This is a genomic window from Chryseobacterium rhizoplanae (assembly GCF_900182655.1).
GTDB classification, from domain to species: domain Bacteria; phylum Bacteroidota; class Bacteroidia; order Flavobacteriales; family Weeksellaceae; genus Chryseobacterium; species Chryseobacterium rhizoplanae.
In genome coordinates this window covers 72,537-98,932 of record NZ_FXTC01000003.1, presented here as the reverse complement: position 1 = coordinate 98,932, position 26,396 = coordinate 72,537, and the positions used below count along the sequence as shown (strand labels likewise).

The 26,396-nt window shown below is 36.3% G+C and carries 27 protein-coding genes and 1 pseudogene; 18 read left to right on the top strand and 10 right to left on the bottom strand.

Going from position 1 to position 26,396, the window contains the following annotated elements; all coding sequences use genetic code 11:
• Positions 1-9 precede the first annotated feature (9 nt).
• The 5 genes from rfbC to FN817_RS09045 all read left to right on the top strand — a co-directional run bounded on the left by rfbC (position 10) and on the right by FN817_RS09045 (position 4,610).
• Complete coding sequence (rfbC, locus tag FN817_RS09065) at positions 10-555, top strand: dTDP-4-dehydrorhamnose 3,5-epimerase (protein WP_142717646.1); 546 nt, start codon at positions 10-12, stop codon at positions 553-555.
• A 96-nt stretch (positions 556-651) separates the two neighbouring features.
• Positions 652-1,953, top strand: a complete 1,302-nt coding sequence (gene rimO, locus FN817_RS09060) for a 30S ribosomal protein S12 methylthiotransferase RimO (RefSeq protein WP_142717645.1) — start codon at positions 652-654, stop codon at positions 1,951-1,953.
• A gap of 439 nt (positions 1,954-2,392) precedes the next feature.
• Entirely contained in the window at positions 2,393-2,947 is a 555-nt protein-coding gene (locus FN817_RS09055; RefSeq protein ID WP_142717644.1) for a hypothetical protein, read from the top strand.
• Between the two features lie 15 nt (positions 2,948-2,962).
• Entirely contained in the window at positions 2,963-3,676 is a 714-nt protein-coding gene (locus FN817_RS09050; protein WP_142717643.1) for a hypothetical protein, read from the top strand.
• A gap of 562 nt (positions 3,677-4,238) precedes the next feature.
• On the top strand, positions 4,239-4,610 hold the full coding sequence (locus FN817_RS09045; protein WP_047420840.1) for a septal ring lytic transglycosylase RlpA family protein: 372 nt from the start codon (positions 4,239-4,241) through the stop codon (positions 4,608-4,610).
• Between the two features lie 70 nt (positions 4,611-4,680).
• On the opposite strand, the gene FN817_RS09040 is transcribed toward FN817_RS09045, so the two are convergent.
• The 4 genes from FN817_RS09040 to FN817_RS09025 form a co-directional block, all read right to left on the bottom strand.
• Entirely contained in the window at positions 4,681-5,445 is a 765-nt protein-coding gene (locus FN817_RS09040) for an exodeoxyribonuclease III (RefSeq protein ID WP_142717642.1), read from the bottom strand.
• Complete coding sequence (locus FN817_RS09035) at positions 5,445-5,735, bottom strand: YciI family protein (protein WP_142717641.1); 291 nt, start codon at positions 5,733-5,735, stop codon at positions 5,445-5,447. Before FN817_RS09035 ends, FN817_RS09040 begins: the two co-directional genes overlap by 1 nt.
• 100 nt (positions 5,736-5,835) lie before the next feature.
• Positions 5,836-7,380, bottom strand: coding sequence for a T9SS response regulator signal transducer PorX (gene porX / locus FN817_RS09030; protein ID WP_142717640.1), 1,545 nt, complete (start codon positions 7,378-7,380; stop codon positions 5,836-5,838).
• A 132-nt stretch (positions 7,381-7,512) separates the two neighbouring features.
• The gene (locus FN817_RS09025) at positions 7,513-9,153 is read right to left on the bottom strand and encodes a S41 family peptidase (protein WP_142717639.1); all 1,641 of its coding nucleotides are present in this window, start codon (positions 9,151-9,153) and stop codon (positions 7,513-7,515) included.
• A 239-nt stretch (positions 9,154-9,392) separates the two neighbouring features.
• On the opposite strand from FN817_RS09025, the gene FN817_RS09020 reads away from it, so the two are divergent.
• The 9 genes from FN817_RS09020 (at position 9,393) to FN817_RS08980 (ending at position 17,445) form a co-directional block, all read left to right on the top strand.
• The gene (locus FN817_RS09020; RefSeq protein ID WP_142717893.1) at positions 9,393-10,619 is read left to right on the top strand and encodes an HD domain-containing protein; all 1,227 of its coding nucleotides are present in this window, start codon (positions 9,393-9,395) and stop codon (positions 10,617-10,619) included.
• A gap of 71 nt (positions 10,620-10,690) precedes the next feature.
• Positions 10,691-11,722, top strand: coding sequence for a UDP-3-O-(3-hydroxymyristoyl)glucosamine N-acyltransferase (lpxD, locus tag FN817_RS09015; RefSeq protein ID WP_047420847.1), 1,032 nt, complete (start codon positions 10,691-10,693; stop codon positions 11,720-11,722).
• Positions 11,715-13,112 carry a bifunctional UDP-3-O-[3-hydroxymyristoyl] N-acetylglucosamine deacetylase/3-hydroxyacyl-ACP dehydratase gene (locus FN817_RS09010; protein WP_047420848.1) on the top strand — a complete coding sequence of 466 codons (1,398 nt, stop codon included), beginning with the start codon at positions 11,715-11,717 and terminating at the stop codon, positions 13,110-13,112. The genes lpxD and FN817_RS09010 overlap by 8 nt, the downstream gene beginning before the upstream one ends.
• On the top strand, positions 13,113-13,907 hold the full coding sequence (gene lpxA / locus FN817_RS09005) for an acyl-ACP--UDP-N-acetylglucosamine O-acyltransferase (RefSeq protein WP_047420849.1): 795 nt from the start codon (positions 13,113-13,115) through the stop codon (positions 13,905-13,907).
• 23 nt (positions 13,908-13,930) lie between these two features.
• A complete protein-coding gene (locus tag FN817_RS09000; RefSeq protein ID WP_142717638.1) occupies positions 13,931-14,242 on the top strand; it encodes a hypothetical protein in 312 nt (103 codons plus the stop codon).
• Between the two features lie 15 nt (positions 14,243-14,257).
• On the top strand, positions 14,258-14,821 hold the full coding sequence (gene efp, locus FN817_RS08995) for an elongation factor P (RefSeq protein ID WP_047420850.1): 564 nt from the start codon (positions 14,258-14,260) through the stop codon (positions 14,819-14,821).
• Between the two features lie 70 nt (positions 14,822-14,891).
• Entirely contained in the window at positions 14,892-15,794 is a 903-nt protein-coding gene (locus tag FN817_RS08990) for a UDP-3-O-(3-hydroxymyristoyl)glucosamine N-acyltransferase (RefSeq protein ID WP_142717637.1), read from the top strand.
• A 90-nt stretch (positions 15,795-15,884) separates the two neighbouring features.
• Positions 15,885-16,757, top strand: a complete 873-nt coding sequence (sucD, locus tag FN817_RS08985) for a succinate--CoA ligase subunit alpha (RefSeq protein ID WP_047378735.1) — start codon at positions 15,885-15,887, stop codon at positions 16,755-16,757.
• A gap of 16 nt (positions 16,758-16,773) precedes the next feature.
• Positions 16,774-17,445, top strand: a complete 672-nt coding sequence (locus tag FN817_RS08980; protein WP_142717636.1) for a porin family protein — start codon at positions 16,774-16,776, stop codon at positions 17,443-17,445.
• Between the two features lie 91 nt (positions 17,446-17,536).
• Here the strand turns inward: FN817_RS08980 and FN817_RS08975 are convergent, their stop codons facing one another.
• The 3 genes from FN817_RS08975 to FN817_RS08965 form a co-directional block, all read right to left on the bottom strand.
• The gene (locus FN817_RS08975; RefSeq protein ID WP_047420854.1) at positions 17,537-18,847 is read right to left on the bottom strand and encodes an ABC transporter permease; all 1,311 of its coding nucleotides are present in this window, start codon (positions 18,845-18,847) and stop codon (positions 17,537-17,539) included.
• A gap of 3 nt (positions 18,848-18,850) precedes the next feature.
• Positions 18,851-19,762 carry an ABC transporter ATP-binding protein gene (locus FN817_RS08970; RefSeq protein WP_142717635.1) on the bottom strand — a complete coding sequence of 304 codons (912 nt, stop codon included), beginning with the start codon at positions 19,760-19,762 and terminating at the stop codon, positions 18,851-18,853.
• Between the two features lie 108 nt (positions 19,763-19,870).
• Positions 19,871-20,221 (bottom strand): T9SS type A sorting domain-containing protein, encoded by a 351-nt coding sequence (locus FN817_RS08965; protein WP_047378731.1) that lies wholly within the window; start codon positions 20,219-20,221, stop codon positions 19,871-19,873.
• 118 nt (positions 20,222-20,339) lie between these two features.
• Here FN817_RS08965 and hemB point away from each other — a divergent pair, with 118 nt between their 5' ends.
• Both hemB and FN817_RS23120 read left to right on the top strand, forming a co-directional pair.
• On the top strand, positions 20,340-21,329 hold the full coding sequence (hemB, locus tag FN817_RS08960) for a porphobilinogen synthase (protein WP_142717634.1): 990 nt from the start codon (positions 20,340-20,342) through the stop codon (positions 21,327-21,329).
• 145 nt (positions 21,330-21,474) lie between these two features.
• The gene (locus tag FN817_RS23120; RefSeq protein WP_167498837.1) at positions 21,475-21,621 is read left to right on the top strand and encodes a bacteriocin-like protein; all 147 of its coding nucleotides are present in this window, start codon (positions 21,475-21,477) and stop codon (positions 21,619-21,621) included.
• 79 nt (positions 21,622-21,700) lie between these two features.
• On the opposite strand, the gene FN817_RS08955 is transcribed toward FN817_RS23120, so the two are convergent.
• Positions 21,701-21,994, bottom strand: coding sequence for a TM2 domain-containing protein (locus FN817_RS08955; protein WP_047434469.1), 294 nt, complete (start codon positions 21,992-21,994; stop codon positions 21,701-21,703).
• A 153-nt stretch (positions 21,995-22,147) separates the two neighbouring features.
• Between FN817_RS08955 and lptB the strand changes: the two are divergent.
• A pseudogene (gene lptB / locus FN817_RS08950) lies at positions 22,148-22,873 on the top strand (LPS export ABC transporter ATP-binding protein); the annotation flags it as partial.
• Between the two features lie 505 nt (positions 22,874-23,378).
• Positions 23,379-25,106, top strand: coding sequence for an ABC transporter ATP-binding protein (locus tag FN817_RS08945; RefSeq protein WP_142717892.1), 1,728 nt, complete (start codon positions 23,379-23,381; stop codon positions 25,104-25,106).
• A 49-nt stretch (positions 25,107-25,155) separates the two neighbouring features.
• Here the strand turns inward: FN817_RS08945 and FN817_RS08940 are convergent, their stop codons facing one another.
• Positions 25,156-25,620, bottom strand: coding sequence for a carboxymuconolactone decarboxylase family protein (locus FN817_RS08940; protein ID WP_142717632.1), 465 nt, complete (start codon positions 25,618-25,620; stop codon positions 25,156-25,158).
• 190 nt (positions 25,621-25,810) lie between these two features.
• Complete coding sequence (locus tag FN817_RS08935; protein WP_142717631.1) at positions 25,811-26,383, bottom strand: Crp/Fnr family transcriptional regulator; 573 nt, start codon at positions 26,381-26,383, stop codon at positions 25,811-25,813.
• Positions 26,384-26,396 lie beyond the last annotated feature (13 nt).

Below are 26,396 nucleotides of genomic sequence, written 5' to 3'. Positions count from 1 at the left end.
TTTACTATTATGAAAATTAAAGAAACCCCGCTTAAAGATTGCTATATCATAGAGCCTACCCTATTTGAGGATGAAAGAGGCTACTTCTTTGAAAAGTTCAACGAAAAAAAATTCGAAGAACTCACAGGAATGAACGGCCACTTTGTACAGGATAATATTTCCAGATCATCTTATGGTGTATTACGAGGATTACATCTCCAGAAAGGGGAGCATGCACAGGCAAAACTGGTATCTTGCCTGGAAGGCAGTGTATGGGATGTTGCCGTAGATCTTAGAGAAGATTCTCCTACCTTTGGGAAATGGTTCGGAATAGAGCTTACCGCAGAAAACAAACTACAGCTTTATGTACCGAGAGGTTTTGGACACGGGTTTGCCGTATTAAGTACTCACGCTGTATTTTCCTACAAATGCGATAACTTTTATAACAAAGAATCAGAAGGCAGCGTAAAGTTTAATGATCCGGATCTTAATATCGATTGGAAAGTGGATGAAAAAGATGCCATACTTTCGGAAAAAGACCAGAACGCTCCTGGATTTAAAGACAAAAACTTTTAAAATATATCCCTGAAAACCACTTTTATAAAGTGGTTTTTATTTTTTAATTCTTAACTCTTCAATATTTTGTATCTTTGCAGACTCAAAATCAAAACGATGCGTACAAAATCTGTAGGGAAGAAGAAAATCAATGTAGTCACTCTTGGGTGTTCCAAGAATGTATATGATTCTGAAGTATTAATGAGCCAGCTGAAGGCTAATGGCAAAGAAGTGGTTCATGAAGACCGTGGTGACATTGTTGTCATCAATACCTGCGGATTTATTGATAATGCTAAAGAAGAATCTATTAACACCATCCTTGATTATGTGGAGGCTAAAAATAGAGGAGAGGTTGAGAAAGTATTCGTTACAGGATGTTTATCAGAAAGATACAAGCCGGATTTGATAAAAGAGATTCCGGATGTAGACCAGTATTTCGGAACAAGAGACCTTCCGGTGCTTCTTAAACATCTTGGAGCAGATTATAAACATGAACTGGTAGGAGAGAGACTTACAACGACTCCAAAACATTATGCCTACCTTAAAATTTCAGAAGGTTGTGACAGACCATGTTCTTTCTGCGCAATCCCATTGATGAGAGGAGGACATATGTCAACCCCTATCGAAAAGCTGGTTTTAGAAGCTCAGAAACTGGCAAAAAAAGGAACAAAAGAATTGATTCTTATCGCACAGGATCTTACTTACTATGGTCTTGATCTTTATAAAAAAAGAGCATTAGGAGATCTTTTAAAAGAATTGGTGAAAGTAGAAGGTGTAGAATGGATTCGTCTTCATTATGCTTTCCCAAGCGGTTTCCCTGAAGATGTTCTTGATATTATCCGTGAAGAACCTAAAGTTTGTAACTATATAGATATCCCTCTTCAACATATCAATTCCGATTTGTTGAAATCTATGAAGAGAGGAACTACTCATGAGAAAACAGATGCTCTTTTAGGAAAGTTCAGAGAAATAGTTCCGGATATGGCAATCAGAACAACGCTTATCGTTGGATATCCTGGGGAAACAGAAGAAAGATTCCAGGAACTGAAAGACTGGGTAAGAGAGCAGAAATTTGACAGATTGGGATGCTTTACTTATTCTCATGAAGAGAATACTACGGCTTACGTATTAGAAGATGATATTCCACAGGAGGTAAAGGAAGCAAGAGTAGAAGAAATCATGGAATTGCAGTCTCAGATTTCGTGGGAGAAAAACCAGGAAAAAGTAGGTAAAATATTCAGATGTATTTTTGACCGTAAAGAAGGGAATTATTTTATCGGAAGAACGGAGTATGACTCACCGGATGTGGACAATACAGTTTTGGTTTCTGCTGAAGATACTTATATCTCTATAGGTGAATTTGCAGAGGTTAAAATTACTTCAGCCGAAGAGTTTGACTTATACGGAGAATTAGTCTAGCTAAATACTTATTAATCAGTTGGAAGTAAGATTTGTAAAATTAAGTTATTAACGAAAATTAACATAGAATTTTCTCGGTGGCTTGTTTTTATTTTATTGATAATCAATTGGTTGATATTTTGCATAATTAAGATTTTTCAAATTTCTTTTATAAAGTATATAAATTCGAAAATTATATCTTAAATTTGCGCAATAAGCAATATTTTTAAATAATATGCTTTCAATAAGTTAATCATTAAAATGAAGCTTAAATTCAATTAAAATTATAATTAATGAATTGCTTCAATATAATATTCGCAAGTTGGGATGCATCTACCATTTTGGAAATATTGATGAAAAAAATGTAATTAAAAATCTTTAAAAACTTATGAAAAAATTTTTATTAACAGCAATTATGCTTGTTGGCCTTTCGGCCCTTTCTAAGGCTCAGCAGGGGCGAGTGGGGATTAACACAACCACACCTGCCGCAACGCTAGATGTAGCAGCAAATACTACTGACAACACTAGACCTGACGCCTTATTAGTCCCTCGTATGACAAGAGCACAATTATTAGCTAAAGATGCGGCTTATACTACAGCTCAAAATGGAGCGCTTGCTTTCGTTACGACGATTGACGGTACAGCAACTCCTAAAACAACCAACGTTACAGCTGTAGGTTTTTACTATTATGATGGCCAGACTACAAACACCTGGATCGCTGTAGGTGGTGGATCTGTTGCTCCTGCTGGAATGACAGTAAGAGCACAAACAGCTTCTACGATCTCTGATGCAGACTTGAATAATGCAGTTCTAGTTACATCAAATGTTACATTTAACTTAGCTACATTAACAAAAACCAACGGTAAAACTATTACATTCATAGATGCAACCAATGGATCTTTTTTTAGTGTAACGGGAGTTCACAGTACAGCTTCAACGACACCTCTTCAATCTGGTGGATCTTTGTCTTACATTTGTGATGGAACAAATTGGTATAGCTATAACTCATTCTAAAAACAAAACACAATTATGAAAGTATATTTAACATCAGCATTGTTTGCCATTGTTGCGGCATCAAGCACGTTTTTCGCTCAATTAAGATCAAATGGTACTGTGAGTGCTACAGTAGCTACACAGTCTGTATTTTTAGATGCTTCTGCAAATGGATTTACAACATCAACTAGTAATGGTAAAGGATTAGCATTTCCTAGAACAAATTTAACCACCTTTACTTTTGTTACACCGGTAACGAGTGCTCTAAACTTCCCTACTGCATATGATGGGATGATTGTTTATAACTCTACTGCAGGTACTACTCCTGCTACAGGATCAGGTATCGGAGGACAAACTGTAGGTGTAGGCTTTTACTATTTTAGCAATCCTACTCCAACACCAGCATTTTCTTCTGCTTCAGGACAATGGTTACCATTAGGTTCTTCTGGGAAAGAAAATATTCTTACAACTGAAACAGTTACAAACAGACAAGTAAACAACGCTCAGATATATGGTGTAAAAGGAACTTTTGCAGCAAGTGGAACTTCCACTTCGGTAACAATTCCTGCTCCTGCTGGAATAACTTCAATGTACGGAATCACTATCTATAAAGCAGGTACAAATACTGTATATTCCAGAGAATTATATTCTTATGATACCTCTACCGGAGCTGCAGTTACAGGATCACCAAGTATTTCTGTAGTGTATCCTAACGGTACATACGATTATGTATTAGAATATTTAAAATAAGACATTATTTAATTACATACAAAACCAATGAGAAATCATTGGTTTTTTTCTTTTAAGAGGATTTACGTTCATTTATTTTTCGGGTTATAAATCATCACGTATTCATTTTTTTGAATGATTAAAGCGGATATTTGTTGAACAATGAACCGGTCTGTAAATTTTAACAAAATAAAAAGGTGTTAAAAAATAATTCTGGTGTCTTGCTTTATATAAGCAGAGATCGTCTGTCAGAAAGTTTTTCCGGAGTGCGGTTCTTAAGACTTTAAATTTTTTGAGATTGATTTCTGATTTTATTTTAACTTTATCAATTTTGTAATTTATTGATTTTCAATTTGTTTTAAAAGTGTGAAATTTAAATTATGTACAAATTAGTTAATTATGTTAACTTTTCGCGTGTTTTTTTAACACTTTTTAACGCTATGCTCTAAAACCCCTGTTCATAGGAGGTTACAGCGGTATTTAACATTTGATTAATCTTTTGTTAACAGTTTTTAACATGTTGAATAGGGTTTTCTAAAGATTCCTGATACTTTTGCTCCGTCAAAACCAATAAAAGTTCAAGATGATGAAAAGATTCATTCTCGTAATCATAATGATGATTTCAACCTTAGGTGTTTATTCTTTTACGAATAATGCCTCAGATGCGAAAAAAACAAGTTATGCATCGTACTACCACGATAAATTTAACGGTAGAAAAACCGCTAGCGGAGAAGTCTTTGATAATTCAAAGTTTACTGCAGCAAACAGAACGCTTCCATTTGGAACAAACGTTAAGGTAACTAACCTTAAAAATGGTAAAGAGGTAATAGTGAGAATTAATGATAGAGGGCCTTACCATTCATCAAGATCTTTAGATATGTCTAAAGCTGCGTTCGATGAGATTGGAGATATCAGTCATGGTACAATTCCGGTCGAATATGAAATTGTCGATTAATTTTATGATTTAAATTAAAAAAAAGCCAGCTGATTCAGCTGGCTTTTTGTATGTGATAATATCCCGTTGATTACACATCCAATTCCAATAAAGCAGGACAATGGTCAGAATGTACAGCTTCTTTTAAAATAACAGCCCTGGAGAGCTTGTCCTTTAAACTGTAAGAGGTGAAGTTATAATCCAGCCTCCATCCTTTGTTTCTGGCTCTGGAATTTTGTCTGTAGCTCCACCATGTATAATTGTCCGGATCACTATTAAAAAACCTGAAACTGTCTATCAGTTCACATTCATTAATGAAATTCGTCATCCACTCTCTTTCCATTGGAAGGAAACCTGAAACATTTTTTAACCCGATTGGATTGTGAATATCGATTGCCTCATGACAAATATTAAAATCACCGGATATAATCAGGTTGGGAATTTCTTTCTTTAAATTTTTGATATATTCCAGGAAGTCATGACAAAATTGCATTTTAAAATCCAGTCTTTCAATATTGGACGCAGAAGGAACATACACCGAAATAGCTGAATATCCGTCAAAATCTGCACGGATGATTCTCCCTTCATTATCATAGCTTTCGATACCGCAGCCATACTCTACATGATTGGGTTTGATTTTTGAGGCAATTCCGACCCCGCTATAGCCTTTTCTTACTGCTGAATGCCAATAACTGTGATAACCTAATTTTTCAAGACTTTCGATGTCTATCTGATCGTTTCCGGCCTTGCTCTCCTGAATGCAGATAATATCCGGATCAGCAATTTTTAGCCAGCCCAGGAAATCTTTCGTAAAAGCGGCTCTGATTCCATTGACGTTGTATGTAATTAATCTCATTAGTCTTCTATAAAAAGTTTAAAATTTTCATGGTATTTCGAAGGGATAAATTCCGTGATGTCATAATCCGCTACCTGATGAATATAAAAAGGATCTTCAAAAATAATCTGCTCAACTTCATTTTTAGATTCTGCATTGGCTATAATGATCCCTCCCGTTCTTGGTTCTTTTCTACCCGAAGCAATAAACCGTCCGGATTCATAATGCTTATTAAGAAAAATATTGTGCTGGGGAATAAGACGTTCTACATTTTCAAGAGAACTCCTGTAGGTAAGCGAAATAATAAACATGATTTATTTTTTACGAAGATATGAACTATAAAAAAGAAGCGGAAAAAATCGAATGATTTTTTCCGCTTTAAACCCAAAATTAAATAAACTATGAAAAAAACTACTTGGGTTCTAAAATGCTGATAGGAATGATGCACTCTTCCAGTGAAATTCCTCCATGCTGGTAGGTTTCTTTATAGTAATTAACGAAATGATTGTAATTTTTAGGATAAGCCAGGAATGTACTGTTTTTAGCAAAAATATATTTCGAGCTTAAATTTCCTTTTGGAAGGAAAAGTTTTTCAGGATTGGTAATCGCCCATACATCACTGTCGTCATACGTTAAACTTTTACCTGTTTTATATCTGATATTAGTAGAAGTTTCTCTGTCTCCTACCACTTTACTTGGCTTTTTAACATATACCGTTCCGTGGTCTGTAGTAATGACCAGTTTATAGCCGTTTTCTGCCGCTGCTTTTATAATCTTCAGCAAAGAAGAGTTTTCAAACCAGTTGAAGGTAAGAGAACGGAAGGTTTTATCATCACGGATCAGCTGATCTACAATGTGGTTGTCTGTTTTCGCGTGGGAAAGAATATCAATAAAGTTGTATACAATGACCAACAAATCATTGTTTTTATGCTGATTGAAATCATCATAGATTTTTCTTTCAAAATCGGCATTCAGTACCTTCAGATACTTCATAGACTTTGACCCCAAACCTATTCTCTTCATTTGATCTTCAAGGAAATCACGCTCAAATTCATTTTTATTTCCCTCTTCATTATCATTAAACCATTTGTCAGGGAAACGTTTTTCAATTTCAGACGGCATCAATCCTGCAAAAAAAGAGTTTCTTGCATATTGAGTAGCCGTAGGAAGAATACTGTAGTAATAATCTTCCGAAATCTTATTGTAATATTTTGTAAATAAAGGTTCAATCACTTTCCACTGGTCGTAACGAAGGTTGTCTACCATCAGCAAAAGAACTTTTTCTTTTTCAACCTCAGGTTTTACTTTCTCCTTGAAAAGGGTATGGCTCATAAGAGGTTTGTCTGAATCAACAAGCCAGTCTGTGTAGTTTTTTTCAATAAACTTGGCAAACTGAATATTGGCTTCTTCTTTCTGAGACTGCAGAAGGTCTGCAAATTCATTATCCGCTACCTTGTCAAATTTGATCTCCCAGCTAAGGATTTTTTTATAATATTCTGCCCATTCCTGATACGTTCTCAGGTATGACAATTCCATAGAAAGGTTTCTGAATTCCTGCTGGTACTGCAAAATAGTTTTTTGCTCAACAAGATTATCTTCCTGAAGGTTCTTCTTTAGGGAAAGTAATATCTGGTTAGGATTTACAGGCTTCAATATATAATCGGCAATCTGAGACCCGATAGCCTCTTCCATAATGTGTTCTTCTTCGCTTTTGGTAACCATCACAATCTTTAAGGAGTTATCTTTTTCCTTGATCATAGGAATGGCTTCCAGTCCGGAGATACCCGGCATATTTTCATCAATTAATGTTAAAGCAAATTTCTCTGAATCCATAAGTTCCAAAGCCTCATTCACATTATTAACAGGGGTTACCTGGTAGCCCTTTTTTTCTAAAAATACAATATGAGGTTTAAGTAAATCTATTTCATCATCAATCCATAATATCTTTTCTGACATAATTTATTTTTTACATGGTTATTCTATCAAAATGTTGACCAATTCCTTCTAAATTCTCACAAAATAGAGAGATTAAAAGTTAAATATTAGTTAAATGAAAATACCGTTTGATATTTCACTTTTCTGTTTCATTCAATCCATGGCTTTTATATATTCCAAAGCCCTTTCCAGCACTTCATCTTTTCCGTTTTTAAGCCCCTCCACCGTCGGTTTTACAAGAATGTCGGGAGTGATGCCTATTCTTTGCGTTTCCCTTCCATCAGGATAATAAGCACCAAGTCCTGTAAACCGGGTATCAACATCGGCAATTTTAAACATTATCACATCACCGTTGGCTCCTGAAGTATTGCTTCCGATAATTTTAGCCTTCGGATGCTGTTTGAACATCATTGTGGTGGTCTCTGCTTGGCTTTGCGTATTCTCATCTACTAAAACGATTACATTTCCTTTATAGTATTCAGGATTTTTTCTGCCGGTAACATTTTGTCTGCTGTAAAATTTACCGGGATAAGAAGGATCTGGAAAAGTAAACTGATAATAAACGGACGGCACAGGAAGCAAAAGATAGCTTAAAGGGATGATCGTTTGCTTTGGATAATTTCTAAGATCAAAGATAATAGATTTTGAAGATTTTAAACTGTTGTACATTTCATTCAGATCTTCCTTTTCTATCATCTCCATATCAACATACCCGATTTTCTTTTCCTTATCCATGAATTTCCACTTACGGGGAACTTTATTTTTTTCATGAATAATATCTTTGGAAAAATACGTTCTGGTTTTGATTTCCAGGTTTTGTCCTTCTCTCTCAATTTTTACAGAAACAGAATCGTTATTGCTGAACAGAAGTTTGCTTTTTGCTTTATTGAATTTACCCCAGGAATTGCAGGCTGGAATATATTTTCCAAAGCTGTTGACCATTTGCGGAATCGTTTTACCTTCAATATCATAAATAACATCTCCTACATGAAGCAGGCTTTTATCCCTGAATTTTGTAGCATTGATCTTAGTAATCACAAGTTTTCCTTCTGCATAAGAATACTCTATTGGCACCCTTCGGCTTCCGTATTGATGCAGCTGAATTTCCTTTGATGAAAGATAGGCATGGGAATCATCTGTTTTGGTAACCAGTTCCGCCAATGTTAAATGATAATTTTCATCAGTATCAATCATAAGAAATTTGGGAATCATTTCTGTAAGAACATCATTCCAGTTCTGATCAGTTTCATACTTATAAGGAAAAAAATATTCTACATAATTCCAATATCTGAATAGCTCCAGAAGGCTGATCTTTCCTGAAGTGAATCTTGAACCATAAGACTTTTCATTTCTGAAATATATTTTCCTTCCACCTTTCCCGAAATAATGATTATCTCCCAGATTCCGGTTGTTTTCAATGTAACGAAGCTTTTGAGAAAGATCTCTGGAGAAAATTTGACGGTTGTCTATCCAGCTCAGATCAAAATTTTTAAGAAAATACACTTTATTATCCTTTGCCGAACATTCTTTGCAGGGAGCGACTTCTCCGAGACTTTTGATCCAGTCAGCGTAAAAATTATTCAACGCCTCTTTATCATTGATAGATTCAAGCTCATCAATCTTCTGAAAAAGCTGTTGATCCCAGTTCAGATTTCCTTTTGCTACATGAGGATGGTAATACTTTAAAAATCCCCATATTCTGCAGAGGGATTCCAGTTTTTGTGTTTCAGTTATAATTTGTGCGGAAAAATTTAAACTTAAAAGTAATAAAAGGAAAAGAGAATACTTTCTCATTAAGGGGGATCGTGTTTTCTCTCAAAGGTAGTCCTTTGCAACAACACTGGCAAAAGGTTTTCAAAAAAATATGAATTAAAAATCAAAATGGATCAGAGAAATTTTTAATCATGTAAAGAACATGTTATTTTGTGAAGAATATGAATGATATCAGTTTTTAAGCCTTATGTTTTAATAGTAATTTAATAAAAGTCTAAATTTTAAAATGCCTAACTTTGTTTACTAATATTGACGTTTCAATGCAGAATAAGCTAAAAATCATCAACGATCCTGTTCATGGATTTATCAAAATTCCCCACGAAATTTTATTTGATATCATTGAGCATCCTTACTTTCAGAGGTTAAGAAGAATCGGGCAGACCGGACTTCTGAACCTGATATTTCCGGGCGCTACTCATACAAGATTTCACCATGCTTTGGGAGCAATGCACCTGATGTTTACTGCTTTGGAAACATTGAAGCAAAAAGGGGTGAAAATTTCTGAAGAAGAGGAAAAAGGGGCGATGCTGGCTATTCTGATGCATGATATTGGTCATGGCCCGTTTTCTCATGCGCTGGAAAGTATGCTGATGGACGACTGGCATCATGAAAACCTTTCTTTACTCCTGATGAATAAGCTGAATGAGGAGTTTGATGGCCAATTGTCAATAGCTATCGAAATGTTCCAGGGAAAATATCATAGGAAATTTTTCAACCAACTGATCTCTTCCCAGCTGGATGTAGACCGTTTGGATTATCTGAAAAGAGACAGTTTTTTTACGGGGGTATCGGAAGGAAATATTAATACACAGAGAATTATTTCCATGATGAACGTCTGTGAAGAAGGTGAACTGGTGATTGATGCGAAAGGAATTTATTCCATTGAAAATTTTCTGACGGCCAGAATGTTCATGTACTGGCAGGTCTATTATCATAAAACGTCAGCTTTGGCAGAATTTCTTTTGGTTAAGATTCTTGAAAGAGCGAAATACCTTATTTCTCAGGGAACGGAGCTTCCTGCGACGGATAATCTGAAATATTTTTTATACCGTGAAAAGAGTGCTGCAACGGATGAAGATATAGAACGATTTACCAGTCTTGATGATAATGATGTGATCCAGGCGATGAAAGAATGGCAGAATGCGGATGATTTTGTACTGTCATATTGGTGTAAATGTGTAATTCAGAGAAATTTACCTAAAACAATTATTTCATCGCATCCATTTGGACAGGAAATAATTGATGAAAAAATAAAAAATACCAACGAATTTTTCAAAATTGATAATGGAAAAGAATTGGTTCATGAAATAAAAAGAAAACTTTTGCCCTATCATGCGGAGAAGCAGCCCATCTATTTACTGCATAAAAACGGTAAAAGAACGAGGCTTCATGAGTCGGAAGATCAGCTTTTATCAGGGTTAATTGTAAATAAGACGACTCGCTATATCCTTATGTTTCCAAGAGATATCTCAGGGCTGGACTCTTAAATAATATTAAAATTTACGATCTGAAACCAAAAAATGTTTGCAAATTCTAGAATTTCTTATCTTTGCAGAATATGGAATTTACAGCTTCGCAAATTGCAAGTTTTATTGACGGAAAAATAATAGGTGACGAGAATGCACTTATTACGGGTGTTTCACCAATTGAAAATGGGGAATCAGGACATCTTTCTTTTATAGCACAAGATAGATTTTCTCATTTCTTGGATACCTCACGATGCTCTGTTATTATCATTTCGGAAAAACTTCTGGAGAAAAATAGTTATAACCCTACCTTAATCGTTGTAAAAGATGCTTATCTTTCTTTTCAGATCCTGATGAATTTATACCAGGAAATGCAGGGAAGAAAAGAAGGTATTGAAAATGGTTCTTCCATTCACGATACGGCTGTCATAGGAGATAAAGCCTATATCGGAGCATTTACATATGTTTCCGAGAAAGCTAAAATCGGGGAAGGGGCACAGATCTATCCACATGTATATATAGGAAAAGGAGTGAAAATTGGTAAAAACTGCAAGATAGACAGTGGTGCCAGAATTTATGACTATTGTATTATTGGAGATAACTGTGTGATTCATTCCAATACGGTCATTGGAGGTGACGGGTTTGGTTTCCAGCCAACTGCCGAAGGTTTCAAAAAAATACCGCAGCTTGGAAATGTAATTATTGAAGACGATGTAGAAATCGGCTCCAACTGTAGTATAGACAGAGCAACAATAGGCTCTACCATTATAGGAAAAGGAACCAAAATTGATAACCTGATTCAGATTGCCCACAATGTGAAAATAGGCCAGAACAATGTAATTGCAGCCCAGGCAGGAATTGCAGGTTCTACTACCATTGGTGACTGGAACCAGATTGGGGGACAGGTAGGTGTTGTAGGACATATTAAAATAGGAAATCAGGTGAAAATTCAGGCCCAGAGTGGTGTGAATTCCAGCGTTAATGACAGAGAAACACTGTATGGCTCACCAGCCATCAGTTATAATGACTATTTGAGGAGTTATGTTCATTTCAGGAATCTTCCTGGAATAGTAAATAGAATAAATAATCTTGAGAATAACTCAAAAGATAATACTAATGAGTGATATGCAAAAAACACTTCAGCAAGAGATAACTCTTTCTGGAATTGGTCTTCATACGGGTAGAGAAGTAAAACTTACCATTAAACCTGCTAAAGAAAATACAGGTTTTGTATTTGTAAGAACCGACTTAGAGGGACATCCTCAGGTAGAAGCAGATGTAAATTATGTTGTAGCAACAGAAAGAGGAACTACATTAGAAAAATTAGGGGTAAAAATTACCACGTGCGAACACCTTTTGGCAGCTCTTGTAGGTTGTGATATTGATAACGCAATCTTAGAAATGGATGCCTCTGAACCACCTATCCTTGACGGATCTTCAAAATACTTTGTTGAAGCTATTGAAAGCGTTGGTGTTGCAGAACAGGGCGTAGCGAGAGAATATCTGGTTGTAAAAGAAGTTCTTACCTACAGTGATCCGGCTACCGGTTCGGAAATCACAATCATTCCTTCAGATACTTACGAAGTAACAACAATGGTAGATTTTGGGACTAAAGTATTAGGTACTCAGAACGCCACTCTTAAAAATATTTCAGAATTTAAAGACGAAATCTCATCAGCAAGAACATTCAGCTTCCTGCATGAATTGGAAATGCTTTTAGATCACGGTTTGATCAAAGGTGGAGATATTTCCAATGCCATTGTATATGTAGATAAAGATCTTACTCCTGAAACTACAGAAAAACTAAAGAAAGCCTTTGGAAAAGATAATGTATCTATCAGACCAAACGGTATTCTTGACAATCTTAATCTAAACTATCCTAACGAGGCGGCGAGACACAAATTATTAGATGTAATTGGTGATCTTGCTTTGGCAGGGGTGAAAATAAAAGGTAAAGTTATTGCCAACAAACCGGGACACTTTGTGAATACCCAGTTTGCGAAAAAACTGAACCGCCAGTGGAAATTGCAGAAAAAGAAAAACGTTCCGGATTTTGACCTGACAAAAGAACCCGTATTCGATATCAACGGAATTATGAAGCTTATGCCTCACAGACCTCCGTTCTTATTGATCGACAAAGTTCTTGAACTTTCAGACTCTCACGTGGTAGGGTTGAAAAACGTGACAATGAACGAACCATTCTTCGTTGGGCACTTCCCTAAAGAACCTGTAATGCCTGGAGTACTTCAGGTAGAAGCATTAGCACAAACAGGAGGTATCCTGGTACTGGCCAGTGTTCCGGATCCTGAGAACTATTCTACTTATTTCATCAAAATTGATAAGGTGAAATTCAAGAGAAAAGTAATTCCTGGAGATACGCTTATATTCAAAATCGAATTGATAGAGCCTATCAGAAGAGGAATTGTTCATATGCAGGGGTATGGATACGTAGGAGATACAGTGGCAGTAGAAGCAGAGCTTATGGCTCAAGTTGCAAAAAATAAAGTTGATTAAATGATCCATCAATTAGCAGCCGTAGATAAACGCGCGAAAATCAGCAAAAATGTAATCGTAGAACCTTTTACTACCATTGCAGGGGATGTAGAAATTGGAGAAGGAACCTGGATTGGTCCTAATGTAACCATCATGGATGGAGCAAGGATAGGGAAAAACTGCAGGATCTTTCCTGGGACGGTAATCTCTGCAATCCCTCAGGATCTTAAATTTGATGGTGAAGATACCCAGGTAATAATTGGTGATGATACAACAATCAGAGAATGTGTTACAGTAAACAGAGGTACAAAAGCTCTGGGATTTACCAAGATAGGTGCTAACTGTCTTATTATGGCTACTTCACACATTGCTCATGACTGTGTTATCGGAGATCACGTTATCATTGTAAACGGCTGTGGTATTGCAGGACATGTGGAGATAGGAGATTACACTGTAATGGGAGGTTTATCTGCTGTACACCAATTTGGTAAAATCGGAAAGCATGTGATGATTTCCGGAGGTACTTTGGTAAGAAAAGATATCCCGCCTTATGTAAAAGTTGCAAGGGAGCCCATGTCTTATGCTGGTATCAATTCTGTTGGTTTAAGAAGAAGAGGATTTACCAATGAGAAAATCTTTGAAATCCAGAAAATCTACAGAGCAATATTCCAAATGAAAATGAACGTTTCTCAGGCCATTTCACATATTGAAAAAGAAATGCTGCCAACGGCCGAAAGAGATGAAATTTTACAATTTATTCAAAATTCTCCTAGAGGTATCGTAAAAGGATACGGAACCGGAAAGGATAGAGAATAATTAATCATAAATACTATCGGATTATGAAATATTTAATCATACTTACAGCACTTTCAGCAACATCTTTTTTGTTTGGACAGCAAAAGGAAAAGCCTTTTACGATTGAAAGAAAAATTTCTGAAGTATCTAATGATAGTATTGCCAGGAATAACTTAAATGGTATTCTGAAACAGAAAAATACCGGAAGCTCAATTTTAGGAACAGCTGATCAGTATAAATCTGATATTCAAATGAATGTAAACAGATTGAATAACAATGTAAATACATTCAATAATAATATATTTAACAGAATGATGCCTCAAGGACAAGGTATTGAAATTAAAAAAAGAAAATAAATATTTATATAATTAATGGCAACAAGTAACGATATCAGAAAAGGGCTGTGCATCGAATATAGCAATGATATTTTTAAAGTAATTGAGTTTCTTCACGTAAAACCAGGAAAAGGTCCTGCTTTCGTAAGAACAAAATTAAAGTCAGTGACTAACGGTAAAGTAATTGATAATACTTTCTCCGCAGGACACAAAATTGATGAAGTAAAAGTAATCACCAGAAAGTTCCAGTATCTGTATGATGATGAGAACGGATTCCACTTCATGAACAATGATGACTTCTCTCAATTATATATCAATAAAGAAATGATTGAAAACGCTCAGTTTATGAAAGCTGGTGAAGAAGTAACAATCATTTTGAAAGAAGCTGATGAGACTCCGCTTTCTGCTGAACTTCCACAGTCAGTATACCTGGATGTGATTGAAGCTGATCCGGGTGTAAAAGGAAACACTGCAACTAACGCTCTTAAAAACGCAATCGTTGAAACAGGAGCAAGAGTAATGGTTCCTTTGTTCATTGAGCCGGGAGACAAAATTAAAGTAAGCACTGAAGACGGTAGCTACTTAGAAAGAGTGAAATAATAAATAAAATTTACATAAATTCGGTTTGCATTAGCACTCCGAATTTTGTTTTATAAGAAAATCTATTGTTATGAGATTCCATTCTCCGCAAAAGCTTAAAACGATTGCAGATTTAATAGGCTCAGCATTTGTTGGCCCGGAAGACTTTGAAGTATTGGGAACCAATGAAATTCACATGGTAAAACCAGGGGATATCGTTTTTGTGAACCATCCCAAATATTATGACAAGGCATTAAACTCTGCAGCAACTATTATTTTAATTGATAAAGAAGTGGCGTGCCCGGAAGGCAAAGCACTTTTGGTTTCTGATGATCCTTTCAGAGACTTTAATAAAATCAATACTCATTTTACCAGAATATATAATTTCACAGAAGAACTTCATGATGTGGAAATAGGAGAGGGTACAAAAATTCACTCTTCTGCAGTGATCGGGAACAATGTGAAAATCGGAAAAAATACCCTTATTTTTCCAAATGTTGTGATCGGTGACCGTACGGAAATCGGAGATAATGTGATTATTCAGTCTAACACTGTTTTAGGAGGTGACGCCTTTTATTACAGAAAGTTAAACGGAAACTTTGACCGTCTGATTTCTGTTGGAAATGTTATCATAGAAAACAATGTGGAGATAGGAAATGGCTGTACCATTGACAGAGGCGTTACGGATTCTACCATTATTGGAGAAGGTTCTGTTCTGGATAACCAGATTCAGATAGGACATGATACCGTTATCGGGAAAAAATGCCTTATTGCGTCTCAGGTAGGAATTGCAGGATGCTGCATCATCGGAGATGAGGTAACATTATGGGGACAGGTAGGAATTGCTTCCGGTAATAAAATTGAGGCAGGATCTGTACTTTTAGGAAAAACAGGAGTCAACAGAGATCTTGAAAAAGGTACCTATATTGGGATGTTTGCAGAAGATTTCAAAACTTATCTGAAAAAAGAAGTAAAGCTGAGAAATCTCAAATAAACTATTCCAAAGGTTTTATCCAAAATCAAAGAAATTTAAGTAAATTTGTGAGCATTAATAAAATAATAAATAAATTAAAACAACAATAAAATGTCAATTTTAGTAAACAAAGATTCTAAAGTAATTGTACAAGGATTTACAGGGAACGAAGGAACTTTCCACGCTGGTCAGATGATTGAATACGGAACAAATGTAGTAGGTGGTGTTACTCCAGGAAAAGGAGGTAGCGAGCACTTAGGAAAACCGGTATTTAATACAGTGGCTGATGCTGTTGAAAAAGCAGGAGCAAACGTAAGTATCATTTTCGTACCACCGGCATTTGCAGCAGATGCTATCATGGAAGCTGCTGAAGCAGGTATCAAAGTAATCGTATGTATTACTGAAGGTATTCCTGTAGCTGATATGGTAAAAGTAAAATCTTATATTGCTGACAGAGACTGCAGATTAATCGGACCAAACTGCCCTGGAATCATTACTTCTGAAGAAGCTAAAATTGGTATTATGCCAGGTTTCGTTTTCAAAAAAGGTAAAGTAGGTATCGTTTCAAAATCAGGTACCCTTACTTATGAAGCTGCTGACCAGGTTGTAAGAGCAGGTTACGGTATTTCTACTGCAATCGGTATTGGTGGTGACCCAATTATTGGAACAACTACAAGAGAAGCATTAGAATTATTTATTAATGATCCTGAAACTGAAGCTGTTGTAATGATCGGTGAAATTGGTGGAGGTCTTGAAGCTGAAGCTGCAAGATGGTACAAAGCAAGTGGTTCTAATAAACCGGTTGTAGGATTCATCGCTGGACAAACTGCTCCAAAAGGAAGAACTATGGGTCACGCAGGTGCTATCGTAGGTGGTGCTGAAGATACAGCTCAGGCTAAAATGGAAATCATGAGAGAAAACGGTATCAACGTTGTAGATTCTCCTGCTGACATTGGTGCTACTGTAGCAAAAATTCTAGGATAATATAAAACCACATCATATGAAAAAACTTTTATTAGCCTCAGCTTTGACGCTTTCCGCATTATCTTTTGCACAGGTGCAATGGAATAATACAAGATTCGGTCTTACAGCAGGTTTAAACTACTCAAGAGTAGCAAATGCCCACAATCCCTCTGGCCCAAGATATACCTTCCAAGGTGGAGCTTTGGCTTTGATCCCTGTAGGGAAGGCAAACCAGTTCTTTATACAACCTGAAGTTCTGTACTATGGTGCGGGAGAAACCGGGAAAGATAAAGATGCTAAAGGTAAAGACGGTTACGATGCAGTATATGCAAATAACTATCTGAGTGTACCACTTTATTTCAAAGGATACTTTTCAGAAGCTGAATCAGAGTTCTTTGGAATGATTGGACCTAGATTTAACTTTTTAGTAAGTCAGGACGTAAAGAATCCTCCGGTAGGAAGACCTTACTATGATCCGGACGTTACTGATCCTACACAACCGGCAGGAGTAAACGGAAAAGCAAAAAGCTTTAACTGGGGACTTGGACTAGGCGTAGGGTATAGCTATAAGAGACAACTCGAAGTAGCTTTAAAATATGATTTAGGACTTTCTGATACTTACCCTGGTCTTGTAAACGAGAAAGGAGGTACTGATAAGAAAAAATCAGAACAGGTAATTGCACTTACTTTAAGCTATATATTCAAATAGAATATCTCAGAATATAAAAAATCCCGGAAACTAAGTTTCCGGGATTTTTTTATTATAATTTAAGCAGGCTTACTTTTCAGCCTTTTCCAGATTATCCTTTGATCCATTTCCAAAGCTCTTTTAAAGTAGCTTTATTACCGTACATTAAAATCCCTACACGATAGATTTTTCCGGCCAGGAAGATCATAAAAACAGTTGTTGCCAGTAATAATCCAATGGACAGCGCAATCTGCCACGCAGGAACTCCAAATGGGATTCTTGCAATCATTGCCACTGGCGAAGTAAACGGAATGATTGACAGCCAGAAGCCTAATGGTCCATCAGGATTATTCATCAAGGTGAAACTTCCATACATCCCCAATGTTAAAGGTAAAATTGCAAACAAAGTAAATTGCTGGGTTTCTGTTTCATTGTCTACTGCAGAACCAATTGCTGCATATATAGAACTGTAAAAAATATAGCCTAAAAGGAAGAAAACGATGAATACAAAAATAATTAATGGGAAATTCAGTTCCAGAAGACTGTGAGAGATCTGGGTAGCAAGCTGCCCCACATCCAGTTTACTGGCAATCTCATCATTTCCACCCGGAATGCCTTTCTGAAGAGGTGAGAAACCAGTATTTAAAACCAGTGCTCCTATTACAGACATCGTGATCCAGATCAGAAACTGTGTCAGCGCCACCATGGTTACTCCTAAAATCTTCCCCATCATCAGTTCAAAAGGTTTTACGGAAGAAATAATAATCTCTACAACGCGGTTGTTCTTTTCCTCAAGTACACTTCGCATTACCCTTACCCCATAAATAATGATAAACATAAAGGTAACATACATCAGGATCATACTCAGCCCGGATTTAACCCCGAAAGCAAGATCAGAATCCTCTTTATTATTATCACTAACATTAATGGTCTTTAATGTAAAGCTTTTATCAAGATCAATTAACTGGGTCTCCTGAATGCCCAGCTGCTTGATTTTTTCTTTTTTAACAACATTGCTGATGTCAGAAATAATTTGCTGCTTTGTGTCGAATCCTATTTTGCTGTTGATTACCAGCCTTGCCTCTTTTTCAAGCGCGTCGAAATTCTGATTTTTCAATTCCGGAAGAATCAGAATACCATCCAGGGATTCATTTCCTTTTAAATTATTGATCTTTGATTTTTCATCTGCAGCAGAAACAAAAACATAATTTAGTTTATCATTAGATTTCAGCTGATTCATGAACAATCCGCTCTTATCAACCACTTCTATAATACTGTGTGATTCATTTGCCTTAAACATTAATCCTATCACAGCTCCAAAAGCAATGATCATAACAGGAGCAAGCAGCGTTAATATAATGAAGGATTTCTTCTTAACCTGTGTAAGAAATTCTCTCTTGGTAATTAAAAAAATATTATTCATAAATTAAGGATGGTTACTTACAGCATTAATAAACACTTCATTCATACTGGGAATTCTTTCATCGAATGACCTCACTTTGCCTACTTGTACCAGATCAAGAAGAACATTATTCTGGCTCTCTTCATTTTTCAGGTCAAAAGAAACAAGATTATTTTCATTTGATAAATTGAAGATGTCATATTTATTCTTGAAATGGTCAAAATGATCATTGTTGACTTCAGAAAGGGTAACTCCAAAAATATTTTTCTTGAATTTTTCCCTTACGTCAAAAACCCTTCCGTCAATGATTTTTTTAGAATTGTTGATCAAAGCAACATAATCGCACATTTCTTCCACACTTTCCATTCTGTGGGTAGACAAAATAATGGTTGTTCCGTTATTTTTAAGATCGATGATCTGATCTTTGATTAAGTTGGCGTTTACAGGATCAAAACCTGAAAAAGGTTCATCAAGAATTAAAAGATGGGGTCTGTGAAGAACGGTTACTACAAACTGGATTTTTTGCGCCATCCCTTTAGAAAGTTCAGACAGCTTTTTCTTCCACCATTGGTCGATATTTAGTTTTTCAAACCATTTTTTGGCCTCACTCAGGGCATCGCTTTTACTCATCCCTTTCAGTTCCCCGAAATATAAGATCTGATCGCCAACACTCATGTTTTTGTACAATCCTCTTTCTTCGGGCATATAGCCGATGTCTTTAATATGATCCGGGTTCAGTTTTTGTCCGTTGATGAAGATCTCTCCGGAGTCTGCCTGCGTAATTTGATTAATGATACGGATAAAAGAAGTTTTTCCGGCTCCGTTGGGTCCTAAAAGGCCATAAATACTGCCTTTTGGAACATGGATGCTGAAATCATCCAGGGCGACCTTTTTTCCGGCATTGTAGGTCTTTTTAATATGTTCAGCTTTTAGCATTAAAATTATTCTTTTTACAATTAGTATAAAAAGGTCCCGAAAGTTACGGAAATATTAAAACAGAATTAATGTAAAAGAAAAAATCCTGATGATTATCAGGATTGTAATTTATTGTTTCACGATTTGAGTAACTTTCTGCGTGTTGTCACTTAAAATATAACGGATCATATATTTTCCGGGTTTCAATTTTTCAATATTGATCTCACCGGAATTCATATTCACTGTATAATTAGCGACCTGCATACCCAAAATAGAATAAAAAGTCACACTTTTGATTCTTAAAGAAGAATCTTTTGCCTTAATGATAAGGAAATCCTTTGCAGGATTTGGATAAGCAAGCAACACCCCATCATCTGCTTTCTGAGTGATGGAACTCGGCTCTCTAAGCTGAGCTTTTAAATTGTTGGAAAATCCAACAAAAGTGCCTACAAATAGAAATAAAAGTAAAAGTTTTTTCATCAAATTTATAATTTCTCGGATATATGTAACAAATGTAATAAATTCTACAAATTCATACAATAGTTTTTTGTAGAACTTATATTAAATTTGTAGAAACTTATTCAAAAAGTATTCCAAAATGATACATTCAAGAAATAGAAGACTTAGAGTTAATGAATCTATCAGAAGTTTGGTAAGAGAAAATGTGCTTACAACTGATGATTTTGTAATGCCGATCTTCGTAATGGAGGGCGAAAACAAGCAGGAGGCAATCCCGTCTATGCCGGGAATTTTTAGGCGGAGTATAGATTTAACCGTGAAGGAATGTAAGGAATTATTTTCTTTGGGAGTAAAAGCTGTCAATTTGTATATGAAAGTGTCAGAAAACCTGAAAGACAATACAGGAAAAGAAGCCTGGAACAGAGATGGACTGATGCAGCGTACGATCAAGGCAATCAAAGATGCCGTTCCGGGAATGATCGTGATGCCGGATGTAGCCTTAGATCCTTATTCAATTTACGGTCACGACGGAATCATTGAAAACGGAAAAGTTATCAATGATGCTACCAACGATGCACTGGCAAGAATGTCAGTATCTCATGCTGAAGCAGGAGCAGATCTTGTGGCACCCAGTGATATGATGGACGGAAGAGTACAGGTTATCCGTGAAGCATTGGAAGAAAGCGGCTTTACAGACGTAGGAATTGTAAGCTATGCTGCCAAATATGCAAGTTCTTTTTACGGACCTTTCAGAAGTGCGTTAGACAGTGCTCCAAAAGATGACATGGAAATTCCGAAAGATAAAAAAACATATCAGATGGATTTCCACAATACCCGTGAAGCATTGAATGAAGTATTTAAAGATATTGACGAAGGAGCGGATGTGATCATGATCAAACCGGGACTTCCTTATCTTGATATTGTTTCCAAAGTACGTGAAGCTATTGATCTACCGATTGCAGTATACAATGTAAGTGGAGAGTATGCGATGGTAAAAGCGGCGGCGCAGAACGACTGGCTGGATAATGACAAAACGATCATTGAAAGCCTGACTTGCTTCAAAAGAGCTGGAGCAGACATGATCTTTACTTATTTTGCAAAAGAAGCTGCGATACTTTTGAACAAATAACGGTTAGAAAATCGTGATCCGGAAACTAACGTTAATGTTAAGTTAATGGTCCGGATTAAAGACTTTCGTGTAAATAAAAAATATACTTTTGAGTAAAGCTAATTTCGAGAAACGAAAATAATTAAAACATCAAAAGAATTTATTTATGAGAAATCTTAAAAAGATTGAAAGAAATCAATTGAAGGAAATCAAAGGAGGGGAAGTGATTATTGATGATCCGAATTGCGGAACATGGTGCAAGGGAGTCTGGCATCCATGTACAATTAATCATTTAGCGTGTCCACCTGAGTGATCATTCCAATAAAAAATAAACAGGCTGTTCCGATAAGAACAGCCTGTTTTATTTTCAGACAGGTCAAAGGGTTATCATTTTATAACCACCCTTTTTTCCCGTAAACATAGGTGTCATCAAACTGTTTGTCGCTCATGAAAAGATATAAAATACCTTCAATAAAAGGAATAATAGAAGCTGCACCTAAAGTAACAACATTCAGAACCAGCTGAATGATTCCCTCTTTCGTATAGCCCAGATAAAACTTATTTAAAGCCAGCCAGCCTACAAGAATCCCCAATAAAGCCGCTGGAATTTTCTTTTCCGAACGATAAGGGACGTTGCTTTGCTGGTTTTGTACATTTTCTGTTTTTGTGTAACCGTAATTTTCCATTTCTTAATGATTGTAATTGATTGTGATGTTTTACGATAAGTAGTTGAAAATGATAAAAAGTTACAATGATTTGGAAGTGAATAAGTTTACATTTAAATCAACAAGTTGCTATTAACATATAAGTGAAGTTTATATTTTTGATATATTTGCCCTATGATTTTACGAGGAGAAAACTTAATCAAGGAATACGGTCCTAAAAAAGTTGTAAAAGGCGTTTCTGTACAGGTTCAACAGGGAGAAATTGTTGGTTTGCTGGGTCCGAACGGAGCAGGAAAAACCACATCGTTTTATATGATCGTAGGGTTGGTTAAGCCCACTTCAGGAAAAATTTTCCTGGATAAACAGGAGATTACTACCGATGCGATGTACCGAAGAGCCCAAAAGGGAATCGGATATCTGGCCCAGGAAGCTTCCGTTTTCAGAAAACTTTCCGTGGAAGAAAATATTATGGGGGTATTGCAGCTGACCAAGCTTTCAAAACGTGAGCAGCAGATCAAATGTGATGAACTGATTGAAGAATTTTCTTTACAGCATGTCCGTAAAAACAGAGGAGATCTTCTTTCCGGGGGTGAAAGACGTAGAACAGAAATTGCGCGCTGTCTTGCTACAAGCCCGAATTTTATTCTTCTGGATGAACCTTTCGCTGGGGTAGACCCCATTGCCGTTGAAGATATTCAGAAAATCGTAAGAAGTCTTGTCGATAAAAATATCGGAATTCTGATTACCGACCACAACGTGCAGCAGACATTGGCCATTACCAACAAAACTTATATTATGTTTGAAGGAAAGATCCTGAAAGAAGGACTTCCGGAAGACCTGGCCAATGATCCGCAGGTAAGAGAAGCATATCTTGGTGAAAACTTCGTGTATCAAAGCATTTTGGATAAACCTAAAAAGAAAAAATACGCTTACAATATCTGGGCAGGTAATTTTGATTCAAAAACGCAGTTGCAGGGATTTGTAGATGAAAATTTCAGACAGTTTGATGATCTGAGACTTATGTATGGTTTTGAAGATATCAGCTTTGCTTCATTAGCGAACTCTGAAATTGAACATATTTTTAATGACGTGGTAGATAAAAATGCTAATAACTCATTTGTTTTCCAGAAAAAAGAAATCAATTCTCAATATTCTTTAGAACAGGCAGAAGCGGAATCTAAAGAGGCTGGCAGAAAGGAACTGCATTACCTTACCACTTATCTGTTTGAAGGATAAAATATAAAGCATTTATTTGCTGAACATGATAATAAAACGTACCTTTTTCTTTTGAAAACGGTACGTTTTTCATTTAAAAATGATTTCTATGGCTAAACCTTTTAACAGAACAGTCACTTTATTCGGAATTTATAAGCAGCTTGTCCCATTCATCAGACCTTACCGACCCATGATTTACGGAACTTTGTTTCTTACTTTTCTGGGAGCTCTCGCAGCACAGGTAAACCCGATTGTTCTGAAATATACGGTAGATGAGGTCACCAAACTTACCCATCTTCCACATCCCATGTCAGAAGGAATTCATATTCTCATTATTATTTCCATTATTTTATTGGGAAAAGAACTGTTGAATATCTTTATCAATTTCGGGCAGAAGTTTTATGGCGAAAAAATCAGGATCAATGTCAGTTCTGTACTGGCTCAGTCAGCTATTGATAAGATTCTTACTTATAGAGTTGCTTATTTTAACGATGAAAACCATGAGTCAGGAAAATTACAGATCAGAATTGACCGCGGAATAGAAAGTCTGACAAAACTGGTGCAGAATTTTTTTATTGATATTCTGCCTCTTTTTTCCAATGCGATCATTGCCCTGATCATTATGTACATGCAGAATGTGTATGTAGGACTTGTTTCAACCATTATTGTTCCCATTTATTTTTATATCAGTTCCCTTCAGGCCAAAAAACTGAACGGAGTTCGCCGCCAGCTTAGAAATCAAAGAGAAAAAAAGACCTCAGGGCTTCTGAATCTGATCAATTCCATTATGGTGATTAAAAGTTTTGTCCGGGAAAAGTTTGAAGGAAAAAAACAATATGATCTTCAGATGGAACTGATGGAAAGTCAGATGATCACAAGAAGAACCAACTTTATTTATGATGGTTTAAAAACGTTTATTGAGCAGTTCGGAGTTGTTTTGATCATTCTTTTAACCGTTTATCTCGTTCTTGATCAGCAAATGACCATCGGTGCAATCATGCTTCATATTATGCTTTTCAACAACGTTTCAGCACCTATCCGCCAGCTGCACAGGATTTATGATGATATGAATGATGCCATGATCTATGCTGAAGGCTACTTTGATATCCTGAACGCAGATAATGAAACCGAATCGAATGGAACCTTTGTGGAAAAAGAAATCAAAGGAACTTTTGAACTGAAAAATGTCGATTTTACTTATCCCAACGGAACAAAAGCCTTACATGATGTTTCCATGAAAATTGAAAACGGAAAAACGACAGCTTTGGTAGGACTGAGCGGTGCAGGAAAGTCAACGATCATTAATCTTTTGTGTAAATTCTATTTTCCGGATTCCGGAGAGATTCTTCTGGACGGAGTAAATCTCAATGAATTTGACAATACTTTTCTTAGAAGTGATCTTGGACTCGTACTTCAGAGAAATCATATCTTTCAGGGAAGTATAGAAGATAATATCCGCTATGGGGATATGAATGCCAGTTTTGATGAGATTCAGGAAGCCGCAAAGAAAGCGTATCTGCATGAACAGATTATGGATCTTCCGGATCAATATCAGCATGATGCTACTCAGCTTTCCGGTGGGCAGCAGCAAAGAATTGCCATTGCCAGACTGTTTCTGAAAAATCCTCCGATCATCTTTCTGGATGAACCTACAGCCAGCCTTGATGCCATCGCCACCGAACAGATTAAGAATTCTCTGGATGCCATAAAAGAAGGAAGAACCGTGGTCATCATTTCCCATTCTTTGTCACAGATTCTGGATTCGGATATTATCTATGTGATGAAAAAAGGAAGAGTAGTAGAAAATGGGACTCATGATGAACTTTACAGTAAAGAAGGTACTTACCGTGAGATCTTTGATGCATCAGCCCGCAGTCTGAATCTTGATAAACTGGTGAATACTTTCAAAGAAAATTAAATAAAAAAACTCAGCGGACAGGCTGAGTTTTTTATTTTGATAACAATTTTTAATGCACTTTTTCAGGAACCTGATAAGTACCTACATCTGCTCCGAAAGCAATATTAATTCTGTTGTAGCTGTTGATGGCAATAACGGCCATTGTTAAATCTACTATTTCAGTTTCAGAGAAGTAATGGCTTACTTTTGCATAAATTTCATCATTCACTTCCTTACCATTTAAAGCGGTTAAAGTTTCAGCCCATAGCAGTCCGGCTTTTTCTTTATCCGTATAAAACGAACATTCTCTCCAGGCGCTTACCAGAAATATTCTCTGTTCAGTTTCACCTTTTGCTCTTAGTTCTTTGGAATGCATATCCAGGCAGAAAGCACATCCGTTCATTTGTGAAACCCTGAAATACATCAGTTCAAGAAATGAATTGTCCAGTGATGAATTCTGTACCTGAAATCCCATGTTGTGAAGTGCATTTACAGCCTTGTTTCCGATCGCAAATGCGTTGATTCTTTGTGACATAATATTTGTTTTTTTGATTAATTATGTGACAAATGTAGAACTGTATTTTCCTGAATTTTTTTACAAATGATAAATAATATGAAGAAAGAAATTCTGAAGCTGAAGGCTGGAAGCTGGAAGTTACTATTAGGTAGATGATATATATATCCGGTCTTCAATAACTTCCCTCTTCAAGCCTCCAGCTTCCTTTCTAAAACTTCTGTGCTCTGATTCTGCTTAAAGAAACCTGAGTGATTCCGATATAGTCTGCCAGATCTCCAAGACTGATGCGCTGGATAAGATCGGGTCTTTGTTTCATGAAATTATGATAACGTTTTTTTCCGTCGTCTTCCAGCATTTCACTGATCCTTCCCATCATATTCACCGGAGCTTTTGAATAAAGCTTGCTGAAAAGTGTTTCTGCCGTGTGATACTTTTTACATAATCCTTCAATAACATCTCTGTGCACACGGAGAACTTCAGTAGGTTCCAGGGCAACGATCATGTATTTTGACGGCTGTCCGGTAAGAAAACCGCTCAGTTCAGCGAAAAAAGCATTTTCTGCAAAAAATGTCATGATAAAATCCTTATCACCATTGTCAAAAAATAGCTTGACAAGTCCCTTTTTGATAAAATAGAAATACCGGCAGGTTTCGTCACCTTTTAACAGGAAATCTCCTTTTCTGTAGGATTTGGATTCCAGATGAGAAACAAGTTCGTCCATGACTGCCTGTTCCGGTTTTAAAACTTTTTCAATAGACTGAACAAAATGAGTGTGAAGCATAAAGAAGAAACTG

Excerpts from the sequence above, each read along its gene's own strand:
- lpxD (WP_047420847.1), top strand. The coding sequence starts at position 10,691 with ATGGAATTTACAGCTTCGCAAATTGCAAGTTTTATTGACGGAAAAATA.
- FN817_RS08935 (WP_142717631.1), bottom strand. The coding sequence starts at position 26,383 with ATGCTTCACACTCATTTTGTTCAGTCTATTGAAAAAGTTTTAAAACCG.
- FN817_RS08945 (WP_142717892.1), top strand. The coding sequence starts at position 23,379 with ATGATTTACGGAACTTTGTTTCTTACTTTTCTGGGAGCTCTCGCAGCA.
- lpxA (WP_047420849.1), top strand. The coding sequence starts at position 13,113 with ATGATCCATCAATTAGCAGCCGTAGATAAACGCGCGAAAATCAGCAAA.
- FN817_RS09025 (WP_142717639.1), bottom strand. The coding sequence starts at position 9,153 with ATGAGAAAGTATTCTCTTTTCCTTTTATTACTTTTAAGTTTAAATTTT.
- FN817_RS08965 (WP_047378731.1), bottom strand. The coding sequence starts at position 20,221 with ATGAAAAAACTTTTACTTTTATTTCTATTTGTAGGCACTTTTGTTGGA.
- rfbC (WP_142717646.1), top strand. The coding sequence starts at position 10 with ATGAAAATTAAAGAAACCCCGCTTAAAGATTGCTATATCATAGAGCCT.
- FN817_RS08970 (WP_142717635.1), bottom strand. The coding sequence starts at position 19,762 with ATGCTAAAAGCTGAACATATTAAAAAGACCTACAATGCCGGAAAAAAG.
- FN817_RS08975 (WP_047420854.1), bottom strand. The coding sequence starts at position 18,847 with ATGAATAATATTTTTTTAATTACCAAGAGAGAATTTCTTACACAGGTT.
- FN817_RS08940 (WP_142717632.1), bottom strand. The coding sequence starts at position 25,620 with ATGTCACAAAGAATCAACGCATTTGCGATCGGAAACAAGGCTGTAAAT.
- FN817_RS08990 (WP_142717637.1), top strand. The coding sequence starts at position 14,892 with ATGAGATTCCATTCTCCGCAAAAGCTTAAAACGATTGCAGATTTAATA.
- hemB (WP_142717634.1), top strand. The coding sequence starts at position 20,340 with ATGATACATTCAAGAAATAGAAGACTTAGAGTTAATGAATCTATCAGA.
- FN817_RS09045 (WP_047420840.1), top strand. The coding sequence starts at position 4,239 with ATGATGAAAAGATTCATTCTCGTAATCATAATGATGATTTCAACCTTA.
- rimO (WP_142717645.1), top strand. The coding sequence starts at position 652 with ATGCGTACAAAATCTGTAGGGAAGAAGAAAATCAATGTAGTCACTCTT.
- sucD (WP_047378735.1), top strand. The coding sequence starts at position 15,885 with ATGTCAATTTTAGTAAACAAAGATTCTAAAGTAATTGTACAAGGATTT.
- FN817_RS09000 (WP_142717638.1), top strand. The coding sequence starts at position 13,931 with ATGAAATATTTAATCATACTTACAGCACTTTCAGCAACATCTTTTTTG.
- FN817_RS23120 (WP_167498837.1), top strand. The coding sequence starts at position 21,475 with ATGAGAAATCTTAAAAAGATTGAAAGAAATCAATTGAAGGAAATCAAA.
- FN817_RS09010 (WP_047420848.1), top strand. The coding sequence starts at position 11,715 with ATGAGTGATATGCAAAAAACACTTCAGCAAGAGATAACTCTTTCTGGA.
- FN817_RS09050 (WP_142717643.1), top strand. The coding sequence starts at position 2,963 with ATGAAAGTATATTTAACATCAGCATTGTTTGCCATTGTTGCGGCATCA.
- FN817_RS08980 (WP_142717636.1), top strand. The coding sequence starts at position 16,774 with ATGAAAAAACTTTTATTAGCCTCAGCTTTGACGCTTTCCGCATTATCT.
- efp (WP_047420850.1), top strand. The coding sequence starts at position 14,258 with ATGGCAACAAGTAACGATATCAGAAAAGGGCTGTGCATCGAATATAGC.
- FN817_RS09040 (WP_142717642.1), bottom strand. The coding sequence starts at position 5,445 with ATGAGATTAATTACATACAACGTCAATGGAATCAGAGCCGCTTTTACG.
- porX (WP_142717640.1), bottom strand. The coding sequence starts at position 7,380 with ATGTCAGAAAAGATATTATGGATTGATGATGAAATAGATTTACTTAAA.
- FN817_RS09035 (WP_142717641.1), bottom strand. The coding sequence starts at position 5,735 with ATGTTTATTATTTCGCTTACCTACAGGAGTTCTCTTGAAAATGTAGAA.
- FN817_RS09020 (WP_142717893.1), top strand. The coding sequence starts at position 9,393 with ATGCAGAATAAGCTAAAAATCATCAACGATCCTGTTCATGGATTTATC.
- FN817_RS08955 (WP_047434469.1), bottom strand. The coding sequence starts at position 21,994 with ATGGAAAATTACGGTTACACAAAAACAGAAAATGTACAAAACCAGCAA.